Below are 11,937 nucleotides of genomic sequence, written 5' to 3' on the forward strand. Positions count from 1 at the left end.
CCGGATACGACCTCAACACTCGCATCCTCGCAGGCCACGGGCACCTTCTGCTGATACCCGATCAGATCACCTCAGCCGCTGAATATCCGAGGTTGGTGTTGCTGAAGTCGTGTGCCCGGCTGGGCTACTTCCCGGGTCTCGCCGAGGTCCCGGCGCTGGTCGTCGCCCGTGTGCGTGGCGCGGCCGGTCTGCCGGAAGATGCCATGCCGACGGTTGAGGAGCGGACCGCGAAGCGCTACCGCGCCTGGGTCCGGGCGTACCTGGGCCTGGTGCACAATCCGGTCCGGGCCCGTGCGATCGCCGAGGTCGCGATGGAGGAGGCGGCGCCGGTCCGGGCCTCGGTGGTGGACCTGGTGAACGTCGCACTGGAGGAGATCGTCCGCGCAGGTCTGGAACTGTTGGGCTTCTCGACGCTGGACCGGATGGCGGGCTCGGTCAGGACCCGGGTCGAGGGCGAGATCTGCGCCCGGATCGCCGAGCGGGTGGGTTCGGCTCGGGACCGTCTGGCCGGGCTGCTGGTGGTGCCGGACGGCGAGCGCCACAGCCCGTTCGATTCGATCAAGGAACCAGGGCGGCGGGCGACGTGGTCAAGGTATCGGCAGCACGGCGAACGCGTCGACCTGGTTGACGGCCTTGGTGACGCGGCGGGCTGGGTCGAGGGTATCGCCGCCGCGAAGATCAGCGCGTTCGCGGAGCAGGCCCGGGTGCTGTCGGTCGGCGAGATGCTGGACATCTCCGAGCCACGGCGGACCGCGCTGCTGGCCTGCACGGTGGCGAAGGCCAGGGCGCGGGCGCGGGACGAGTTCGCGGTGATGCTCGCGAAGCGGATGGCCCGGCACGCCAAGCGGGCCCAGGAGGAGCTCACGGCCCTGGAACAGCGACACAAGGCCTCTACCGAGCAGCTGCTGATCGCCTACCGGGACGTGCTCACGGTACTCAAGGAGCATGTCGTCGACGAGCATGCCGGGCAGAGCGGTCAGGACAGTCTGGACGACGCGTTGGCGGTGAAGCATATCCGTGAGGTGGTGGAGGACGGTGGCGGTTTCGAGGCGCAGCTCGCGGAGATCGAGGCGCTGGCGGCGTATCGGGGCGGGAACTGGACGCCGTTGGTGGAACGGTTCTTTCGTCCGGACCGGCCGACGATGTTCAAGCTCGCCCGCACCCTCACCTTCGTGCCCACCTCCCGGGACCGCAGTGTGCTGGACGCCCTTGAGCACGCCGTCGCCCACCGGCACCTGACCCGCGAGGTGATCCCCGTCGGCACGGGTGACGGCGGGCCGTTGGATCTGTCGTTCGCCTCGCAGCAGTGGCGCGCGACGGTGTATGCGAAGGACCGGCCCGGGATGCTGGTGCGCCGGCACTTCGAGGCCATGGTCTTCACCTACCGCGTCGAGGAGCTCCGCTGCGGGGACATCGCGGTGGTCGGCGCGGAGGACTTCGGCGACTGGACGACGATGCTCTTGCCCTGGGGCCAGGTGGAGCCGCAGATACCGCAGTTCTGCGAGCAGGCAGGCATCCCCGCGACCGCCGACGGCTTCGTGGACAACCTTAAGCAGCAGCTCACCCGTATCGCGGATGAGGTGGACGCCGGGTATCCGGACAACGCCGACCTGAGCATCGACCCGGCCACGGGCGTGCCATCGCTCAAGCGGCGTGTCGGCGAGGAGCGCACCGCCTCAGCGGCGGCGCTGGAGGCCGAACTGGACCGGCGGCTGCCGGCCCGGGGCATCCTGGAGCACCTCGCCCGGGCGGCGCACTGGACCGGCTGGTGGCACCGCCTCGGCCCCCTGTCGGGATCGGATCCGAAGCTGAAGAACCCGCTGGCCCGGTACGTGGTCACCGCGTTCACCTACGGCTCCGGACTCGGGGCGACGCAGGCCGCCCGGCACATGAGCACCGTCTCGGCGCACGAGCTGGCCGCGATCGCGAAGCGCCACTGCACGCCGAGGAACCTGGCCCGGGCCGGCGCCGATGTGGTCGATGCCCATCTCGACCTGGATCTCGTCCGGACATGGGGCGACGGATCGGTCGCGGCGGTGGACGGCACCATGATGGACGCCGCCGTCGACAATCTCCTGGCCGAGACCTCGATCCGCTACGGCGGGTACGGCGGCATCGCCCATCACCTGGTCGCCGACACCTACGTCGCGCTCTTCTCCAGATTCGTACCCTGTGGAGTTTGGGAGGCCGTCTACTTGATCGACTCCCTGCTGCAGAACCAGTCGGTCGCCCGCCCGGAGCAGGTGCATGCAGACACGCAAGGGCAGTCGTTCCCTGTCTTCGGCCTCGCCCACGTCCTGGGGATCGACCTGCTGCCCAGGATCCGCAACTTCCAGGACCTCACCTTCCACCGCCCCGACCCGACAGTGCGCTACCGGCACATCGACCCGCTGTTCTCCACCGACCCCCGCACCGCGATCGACTGGCAGCTGATCCGCCACCACTGGCCCGACCTCATGCAGGTCGCCCTCTCCGTCAAGCAGGGCACGGTCTCGTCGGTGACGCTGCTGCGGCGCCTGAACAACCGGTCACGGAAGAACCAGATCTACCAGGCGTTCCGAGAGGTCGGGCGTGCCGTACGCACCGTCGTACTGCTGCGCTATTTGTCGGATCCGGCACTGCGGGAGCAGATCCAGCGAGCCACGAACAAGGCCGAGGCGTACAACGGCTTCACGAAGTGGCTGCACTTCGGCAACGCGGGCTGGCTGGCCAGCCGCGACCCGGAGTTGCAGGACAAGGCGATCAAGTTCCTCGACCTCCTCGCCGGCAGCGTCATCTTTTCGACCACGATCGACATGACCGAGACACTGTCCTGGATGGCCCACGAAGGCTGGACCCTCCACACGAACGATTTGGCGGTACTCAGTCCCTACCGGCGCGAGAACGTCCTCCGCTTCGGCGACTACACCACCAACCGGCTCCACGTACCCCCAGCCGCCTACAACCCCACCCTCCAGGCCACCGGTCAAGGCGAGGCCCCAATGTCAGTCTGAACCGGGATCCCGGGGTCACCTGCATGAACCCCCACAACCTGGTGGACCTTGATCGACGAGACGTATGCCGCAGCCGCCCTCAAAAACGACAGAGCCCACCAGTCGCAGCGCCGGCCGTATCGTCATCTTGTGACACCGAGACCACCACGCAAGATTTGCGTAGACGCATACAAGTACGGCTGGACAGTACGTGAGCTCGATCCCTGGCACGTCGCTGTTCGCGCCTGGCTGGACGGGCCAGGCCGACAGCGGCAACTCATCATTTCCATGAAGTTCGAGAACCCCTGGCTGCACTTCAGCGAAACTGCAACGGCGCGCGCCCGGGGCGACAAGACCGCCAGTCAGTTCAACCTTCAGTCCATCACGCCTGGTCTGGTGGCCGACCTCATCCGCGCGGGCATCTCGGCTGGATGGCAGCCGGAAGAGACAGGGAAGCCCGCGCACTTCACGATGGTCGGGCCCCGGGCGAATTTCCGTCTTGTCGCCCACACGCCCGGATGAAGCATCGCGCGTTTCACAAGGGGCAACCAATCAAAGATCGATGCGAGGCCGATCGCCATCCTGTCATCACTCTACGTATTCACAGCAGGGTGCAGTCATACAACAGAGCAGCTCCCAGGTCTTCCGCGAGGTCGGCCGCGCCGTACGCACCGCCGTGCTGCTGCGCTACGTATCGGACCCCGCGCTGCGCGAACAGATCCAGAAGGCCACCAACAAGGCCGAGGGCATTGTCAACTTGAGCACGTGCGTCATGCACATGCCAGCAAACCTTCCGGGCCGCCACGCCGAAAACATCCCGTTGCGAGAGATTTTGCTCCGCATCGGGGCCATGGACGCAGGAATTCCTGGCATGACCGCGTCATTGTTCTCAAGTTGACAGTGCCGCTCGACCAGCTCGTGCGGGACGTCGAGCATGGAAGTTTACGGAACCAACGAAGCCCCCCGGCCGTCGGCGTGTTGAGTGAGATCACCACACCAACGACGAGGGGCTTCGCCACGTCACCCCACCTGACCAGCCCGATTCGCTCCTCAGAGTCCAGGATGAAAGAGGTTCAGTGAGCCTCTTTCAGTTTGTCCACCGATCGGGTGATGGCTGCGCCTGCAGGAGCCGAGTCGCACTGCAGATGAGGGCACAGTCAACCTCGGGCGACGGATCACCTTGCGGAGCTGCCACTGAGCTCGGGCGTTGACCAGCCGTCCGATCTGCTGGATCGGTACTGTGCCCCGCCGAGGCTGTCACCCGATCGAGGATACGTAGGTGCACTCGCCCCATTCACGGAAATTAGTCGCACGCTAGTGTGCTGTAACACCAGTTCTTGATTACAATTTGAGATCCTTGGGTAGAATTTCGCGCCAGTGATGCTAGCCGACCAAATTCTGCTGCTTGCTGTCGATTTGCCACATCATAAACACTGATCGAGCTACCTGTTTCGGCCGCGATCTCTTGGGCCATCGCCTGGTCGGCCATTAGGAAATCGCGACCAATAGCGTTGATGACAATTCCGCCATTTCCGATTCCCTCGACCCCACTACCTATGGATATGGAGACTGCTGGGTTCGATCGAATTACATCTCGAAGCGCTTGTCGCCCTGCTAGTCCAGTTGTTTGAGTATCCCAGCTGACTAGATTGTTGCATTGGCGGCAAATCGCCGCCGATCCATCACCAGTACCATAAAAGGTGGTATTCCCTGACAATCCAGCCAATTCATCGGTATCGATCATTATCGGTTCGATGAAGCTTTCACCTCGCCTTGCAAGGGCTACTGCATCAGCTGCGAGGAGGCCGCCTTCGGGGAGGAGCATGAGGTCGGCGATGCTGAGGGCGGTGGCGGCGGCTTGGACGGCTTGTCCGTTGGTGATTTCGTACCAGGGGGTGGTGCTGTAGCCCATGGTCTGGAGGGGGTTGAAGGGGTTTTCGCCGGTGATGGGGCCGGAGTCGTAGATGCCTGCCCACCAGTCGGCTGCTGCTTGGAAGGCGGAGGCGATGGGCTGGGCGATGATCATGGCGCTGTTTTGCATGGATGCTACCTCGTTGGTGAGGTAGTCGGATCCGGCCCAGGCGTTGCCGTAGCTGTCTTCGTCGGAGTAGTGGCCGGTGGGGGCTTGGGTGTCGGGGGCGTAGGAGGGTGCGGTGTAGGTCCAGGGGGTTGTGGTGGCGCTGCCGTAGGCGTCTGGGGTTTCGCCTTCGCCGGTGTAGGGGTTGTAGGGGTTGTCTAGGTTGAGGCCGCCGCAGTCTTCGCAGGTGGTGGGGTCGGGGGTGCCGGGGACGGAGTCGTATCCGGTGGGGTCGGTGTGGTTGATGGGGTCGTTGCCGGTGTAGGTGTGGGGGTGGTTTTTGCCGAGGGGGTCGGGGGTGAGGACGTTGATTTGGGTGGGGTCGTATTCGCGGCCGTTCATGTCGATGAGGCCTTGGGGTTCGTCGGTGTTGTGGCCGGTGTAGCCGTGGGTGACGTCGGTGGTGTTGGTGGTGGGGGTGCCGGCGGCGGTGATGCGGGCGCCGTAGGGGGCGTAGTAGTAGGTGCCGGTGGTGGTGGCTGTTGTGGGGGTGGTGGTGGCGGTGGCGGTGGTGGAGCCTTGCTGGTCGGTGAGGAGGTATTCGAGGCTGGTTTTTTTGCTGGTGTGGTCGTAGACGGCTTGGGCGTAGGTGCCGTCGGGGCCGGTGAGGTAGTAGATGCTGGTGGTTTTGCCGGTGGTGTCGGTGCGTTGTTCGAACAGGCCGGGGATGGTGAGGATGGTGCCGTCGCTGCCGCCGGTCTTTTTGAAGCGGTTGCCGAAGGCGTCGTAGGAGAAGGTGGTGGTTTTCCCGCCGCTGGTGATGGTGTGGGGGAGGTCGAAGGGGGTGTAGTCGATGCTGCGGGTGGTGGTGGCGGCTTCGTCCTTGACCGAGGTCTGGCGTCCTTGGCCGTCGTATTGGTAGGTCTCTACGGCTTTCGCGCCGGCGCCGCCGGTGGCGTAGGAGAGCAGGGTGCGGGGGCGGGTGGTGGGGTGGGCGGGAGTGTCGCCGTAGGTGCGGGTTTGGGTGGTGCCGGCGGGGGTGGTGATGGAGGTGAGGTTGCCAGCTTCGTCGTAGTCGTAGCCGGTGGTCTTCTTGGTGCCGTTGTTATCGAGGTCCCAGCTGGTGAGCTGGTTGATCTCGTTGTAGCCGTAGCTTTCGGTGCGGGCGGGGGTGGTGGAGTCGTTTTGGCTGCGGGACGTGATGAGGCCGGTGTCGCCGTAGGTGTAGGTGAGGTTTTGGAGTTGGGTGCTGGCCGGGTTGGTCGTGGTCGCTGTCATGGTGTGCAGCTGGCCGGTGTCGCTGTCGTAGGTGCGGTCCAGGGTGATCTGCTGGTTTCCGGCCGCGCCGAGGGTGGCCTTGGTCAGGGCGTGGTCGGCGTTGCGGGCGTCGGTGTGCCACAGGTTCTGGCCGGGGGCGGCGGCGCTGATGTCGGAGATGTCGGTGAGGTTGTCGTAGGTGTTGTAGGTGTTTTGGGTGATGAAGTTGGGGCTGCCGCCCTGGATGGGGTAGCTGTGGGTGGCGGGCAGGCCGGTGGTGGGGTCGTAGGTGAGCGAGGTCTGGTAGGTGGGCTGGGCGGCGATGGTGCCGTCGGTGTACTTGGTGGAGACGGGCCGGCCCATGTCGTCGTAGCCGAAGTCGGTGGTGATTTTGTCGGGGGAGGTTGCGGAGGCCAGCTGTCCGCTGCCGTTGGCGGCGGTGTCCCAGGTGTAGGTGGTGGTGTCGGTCTTCTTGGTGACCCCGTTGTAGTCGTCGATGCCGGTGGTGCGGCCGAGGTCGTCGTAGGTGTAGGTGGCTTTGTTGCCGGTGTTGCCGGTGCCGTCGTGGACGGTGGTGGCGGGCAGGCCGGTGCCGTAGTAGGTGGCGCTCATGTTCCCGCGGTCGGGGTCGCTCAGGTGGGTTTCGCGGCCGCGGACGTCGTAGTCGTGGACTGTCTTGTTGCCCTGGCCGTCGGTGACGGTGCGGATGAGACCGAACGGGGCGTAGGTGTAGGTGGTGGACGCGGTGCGCGCGGTCTTTTTGGCGTCGGTGAACGGCGCGGCGACCTTCACGGTGCGGCCGTCGTTGTCGTAGGTGGTGGTGGTGGCGTGCTGTAGTGCGTCGGTGGCGGTGGTGGTGGAGGCAGCGAAGTCGTAGTCGACGGTGGACTTTTTGCCGTTGAAGGCGGTGCTGGCCACCGGCCGGTCAAGGGAGTCGAACACAGTGCTCGCGGTCGGCGCGCCGGTGGCGGTGAACGCCGGGCGGGTCTGGGAGATCTGCCGGCCGAAGCGGTCGTAGTCGCTGGTGGCGACGACCTTGTCCTTGCCGCTGGTGCTGTCGAAGCCGGGGCCGGTGGTGGTGCGGGTGGCGCCGGCGCTGTCGGTGACCACGGTGGCCTTCCGGCTGCCGCTGGTGGTGGTGATGATGCTGCCGTTGCGGCCGCCACCATTCTCGAAGCTGCCGTTGTAGGCGATGGACGTGCTCCGTGTGCCGTCGGCGGCAATCTGCACCGGCCGGCCCAGGTCATCCAGGACGGTGGTGGTGCTGACGCCGTTGATGTCCTCGCTCGCCACCGGCACACCGAAGGCGGGCTGAACAGCCTGCCAGGTCGAGGGCCGGTGGCCGGTGTCGGAGTGCTCGGCCCATTCCTGGACCGGGGTGATCTCCTCGTCCGGCTGGCCGGGGAAGGGCTGCCCGCCGGGGAAGTAGTTCGGGTCCGAGGGGTTCCCGATCGCCGGCAGGCTGTATTCGAGGTGGGTGACCTGGTCGGGCCGGCCGGTCGCCGACACGGTGGTCTTGGTGACCACACCCGGGCCGTCGGCCTGGCCGCCGTCCAGTTCATAACTGGTGGTGTCGGTCAGCGAGGTGTCGGCGCTGCCCTTCTCATGCGTCACCGAGGCCAGCCGGCCCTTGCCGTCAAAAGCGGACGACACATGCCGGGTGACACCCTTGGACACATCACTGGTATCGACGCCCGGCTCCCACGCGGTGGTGGCCGCCGTGTCCGGCAGACCCGTCAGCCAGTCCCTTACCCGGCTGTCGGACAGGTCATAACTGGTCCTCACATCGGTAGTGGTACCACCGGCCACCTCGGACCGCTGGTGGGTGAGGTTGCCGTAGTCGTCATACGTGCTGGAACTGTCCACCTGGTGGGTGGTCTGCCCCTGCACCGGATCATTCACCCCGCTCACATGCGCCGCGCCGTGTCCACTGCCGGAGAGGTCACTCGCCCAGTCCACCGATACCGAGGAGTCTTCCCAGGTCGTGGCGGTGGACGTGTGCGGGAACACCGCGAACCGCTTGTCCCCCAAAGAACGGAACACCGGGCTCGCCGTGGTGCGCGACACCCGCGCCCTCACCGTGGCCGGCTGACCGGCCACCTGCGCCGCCGTCAAAACCGGCGTGACAGTGGTGACCTGGTGCGGCATCGAGACAAACGGATAGTGATGCCCACCGTCCGGGGAGGTACGCACGTCGTAGGTCGTGACCGTCTGGGACGGCTTGGACGGAGTCCAGGACCGCACCGTGGCGAACCCGAAAAACCCCTGCCGGACATGGGCGACCGGATCGGAGTAGTCGTAATAGGTGACAACCGACGGGTCACCGGACTGGAAGGCGTTCTCCCGCGAGGTGACCTGCCGCACTACCGGCATCCCCCCGCGAAGACACACCAGCAGACCCGCGCACGTGCCGTTCTCATCCTGCGGCCGGTCGGTGAAATCGTTGGAATACACCACCGACTCCCGGTCCCAGCCGGCATCCTCATCGGAAACCTTCACGATCCGGTCCGGCTCCGACGCATTCTGGGTGAGAACCTTCAACTGTGTGCCGGCGGTGACCAGGTCGAGCCGCCCGTCACCATTGAAGTCACCCAACTGCTCAAGAGCCCGGCCGACCTTCGGCGCCGCCGTCCCCGCCGTCACCGACCCCAAATCGTCCTTCACGAACCCGCGGTCACCACCCTGCGCCAACAGCACACTGATGTGGTCGGTGCCATACGCGGAAACCGCTTCGAACACCCCGTCACCATCAGCGTCGGTGGTGTGCGACTTGTCGTTGTAGAACGACACGATGTCATCGCGGCCATCGCCGTTGACATCACCCACCCGCAGATCAGCCAGCTTGTCCCGCGGGATGTCCACCGTCGTACCGTCATAGTGCAAACCGCTACCGGTATTCCACAGAATCTTGCCCGGCCGGGTTGCACCGGTATCAAGAAGCCAGTCCGTGTCTCCCGGATCCGGCAGCGTCAGCGTGTCATCCAGACCGTCACCGTTGAAGTCACCCTGAACCGACTTCGACCCATACAGCGCATTCGGGTGCGTCTCATCGGTTTCCTGCGGATCCACGCCATAGCAGAAGAATCCGGCCATAGCGGGGCAGTGGACGATGTGGTCGGTCCACTCCTTCTGCTGCGGGTTCAACGGCGCAAACCGGGCCATACCTGAAGTGTCCGGGAGCGGAGTGAGCTTGCCGTCATCGCCGGCCTTCAGGGCGACGGTGCCATAGTCCACACCGCACTTGGCAACCGTGGGCGTGTGCTGGGCCAGCGGCTCGTCGCTGCTGTCAACCCCCCAAACCTCCCTGTCGACCAGGATGTCCGCGCGGCCGTCACCGTCGACATCGGTGACCTGACTGCCCGGACAACGGCCCGAAGCACCGGAAATCTGATTCGCGGCAATAACCGGGGCGGCGAAGGTGCCGTCGCCCTTGTTCAGCGACACCGAAATGCCTTTGCCGTCAGGGTTGCCCGGACCCGGCTTGACCCCGGCGATGAAGTCCGGCAGGCCGTCACCGTTGACGTCACCGAAGTCGCTGAACGCCGGATTGGCGTCAGTGAACTTGGTGCCCAGCGGCAGATGCACCCCGGTATCGACGAACTTGTGGTTCGCCGCATCCCAGCGCAGGATCTTCGCCTCGGAATTCAGACCGGAAACCGTGTCGGCAACCGCTAGTTCCGCCTTGCCGTCACCATCGGTGTCCACCGGCCGGGTATCACGCAGGCTGGCATTAGCCGGCCACCCCGCAGCCTGGTCGAGCGCGTGGCTCTCCGCCAGCGGCGAGGCCGCCCCCGTAGAGGAATCACGGGTGCCCAGCCGGACCGTGGCATCAGGATTCGCGGCATCCGCCCCCGGATTGAACACCAGATCGTCCAGCCCGTTGCCGTCCACGTCGGCCACGTGCGCACTCGGCGGCGTAGCCGCCGAACTACTGGTGTTCACACTCACCGCGCCCAGCGAACCCGATGACGTGAACGCCGGCTTCTGCGAGGCCGCCCAGGTGAACTTCTTCGCCGGCACACACCCACCCGCGGAGCCGCACATCTGAACCTGCGACAACATGCTCTGCGACCGCTGCCCCGCACCCGAGCCCATCGGCTCATAGTCCAGGGCGTAGGACCGCACCAGCGACGTCGCCCCCGGATTCGGCGCGAACATACTGATCTTCTTCAACCGCTGCATAGCGGCGTACCGCACCCCGTTGACATACCGGAACGACGTATCCGCCCGGTTCTCATAATCGAACTGCACATACCGGGCCGCATCCCTGCCGCCTGGACCATACGTGTAAGAAATCCTCGAAACCAGGAACTCATTACCCGGATTCGAGTCGATCGTCTTGTTGTAAGAATACCGGATCTCGTTACCCGACCGGTCCTTCTCACTCGTCTCCAGCCACGTCACCCGCGGCGTCGACTGAGACTGCGACCCGGACTCAAGCTTCTTCACATCCGACCACGACTTACGGTGATAACACGCCGGATCAGAATCCGGCGGATAAGCACACACCGCATCACCCGTAGCCGACCCGGTCTCCTGATGCAGCCTCAGCGTCTCATTCACCCGCACCGCAATCTGCGCTGTAAACGTGTGAATACGACCACTCTTATCAGACACCGTGAACGTGTCCGGACCGAGATCCAGATTATTTGTCGCATTCGTCGACAAAATCTGCGAAAAACCGCCGGCCTCGGTACGGTACTCCGTGCCATTACCACCATAATCCGCACCGACATCACCCGCAGCCGGCACAGCAACAAGTTTCTTTCCGTCCAGGCAGAACCGGTCGTGCCGGTCATAATGCACACCCGAACGAACACCCTCGGTATCCGGGTCCGCCCCGCACCGGGTAATCGCCGACGGCGCCCCCGACAACGACCAACCCAGACCCAACGGCCCATCCCCACCCGCACTGGAATACGACAACCCCAGCGACGGCTGCATCCCCAACCGGCCCCCGGGCACATCCAAACCCACCCGGTAGGTGAACGCACCCGTCCGCGACACCCCCGCCGAACCAGGCAGGAAACCCGACTTATCCCCCTTCCCCAACACCGAACCGGGCACATTCAACCGATGCTTCGGCACCGGCACCCCACCCGCCGCAAACGCAGCCACCGGCACCAACGCCGGCACCACCGCAGCCAGCACCGCACACGACGAAACCCCCACCAACCACCGGGACGACAACCGCCCCCGACGTCTCACACGAGCATGCATAAAAATTCCTCACTCGAGGCATTCCCGGCACACCACAAAAAGGCCAGCACCCGCACAGCCACACGAGACACCAAACCCCCACGCGGCACGCCATAACACTGACCGAAACGGATCCACCGCTTTGTCTAGGCGGCACACCTCCGGCCAGGCCAGCAGAATATAGCCAAATAGCCACAACCATTCGAGTACTCACCACTCAACTACTTGACAACGGCCAGGACTGGCCAGGACTGCCTTCTCCTGACTCCTCGATGGGCCGTGTCAGGGAGTGTCATGAATCAGGTGTGGATCTCCTCGAAGGAGTCACCTGATGAGTACGACTGATCACCTGATCGAGTCCGTGGACAGCGTGTCGCTTGCCAAGGTAGGCGTGACGCTGAGGTGACCCCTGCGATGTGGACACACCTGACAATGGATCTTGGTGATCCAGGAAGGTGAAGATCTACGTGGGACGGCCCTCGAAGTACAACG

The 11,937-nt window shown here is 64.9% G+C and carries 4 protein-coding genes; 3 read left to right on the forward strand and 1 reads right to left on the reverse strand.

Annotation, left to right across the window (positions count from 1 at the left end):
* Positions 1–95 precede the first annotated feature (95 nt).
* The 3 genes from ABZT03_RS40750 to ABZT03_RS40760 are packed head-to-tail and all read left to right on the forward strand — an operon-like array spanning position 96 to position 3,870.
* Positions 96–2,993 (forward strand): Tn3 family transposase, encoded by a 2,898-nt coding sequence (locus ABZT03_RS40750; protein ID WP_356048807.1) that lies wholly within the window; start codon positions 96–98, stop codon positions 2,991–2,993.
* A 48-nt stretch (positions 2,994–3,041) separates the two neighbouring features.
* The gene (locus tag ABZT03_RS40755; RefSeq protein WP_356048801.1) at positions 3,042–3,494 is read left to right on the forward strand and encodes a hypothetical protein; all 453 of its coding nucleotides are present in this window, start codon (positions 3,042–3,044) and stop codon (positions 3,492–3,494) included.
* A 40-nt stretch (positions 3,495–3,534) separates the two neighbouring features.
* On the forward strand, positions 3,535–3,870 hold the full coding sequence (locus tag ABZT03_RS40760; protein ID WP_356048803.1) for a Tn3 family transposase: 336 nt from the start codon (positions 3,535–3,537) through the stop codon (positions 3,868–3,870).
* Between the two features lie 405 nt (positions 3,871–4,275).
* Here ABZT03_RS40760 and ABZT03_RS40765 read toward each other — a convergent pair whose 3' ends face one another.
* Complete coding sequence (locus ABZT03_RS40765; protein WP_356048805.1) at positions 4,276–11,397, reverse strand: FG-GAP-like repeat-containing protein; 7,122 nt, start codon at positions 11,395–11,397, stop codon at positions 4,276–4,278.
* Positions 11,398–11,937 lie beyond the last annotated feature (540 nt).

The sequence above is a fragment of the Streptomyces sp. NPDC005574 genome, assembly GCF_040605435.1.
GTDB lineage: Bacteria > Actinomycetota > Actinomycetes > Streptomycetales > Streptomycetaceae > Streptomyces.

Coding starts and splice junctions, on each gene's coding strand:
- ABZT03_RS40760 (WP_356048803.1), top strand. CDS start 3,535: ATGCGAGGCCGATCGCCATCCTGTCATCACTCTACGTATTCACAGCAG.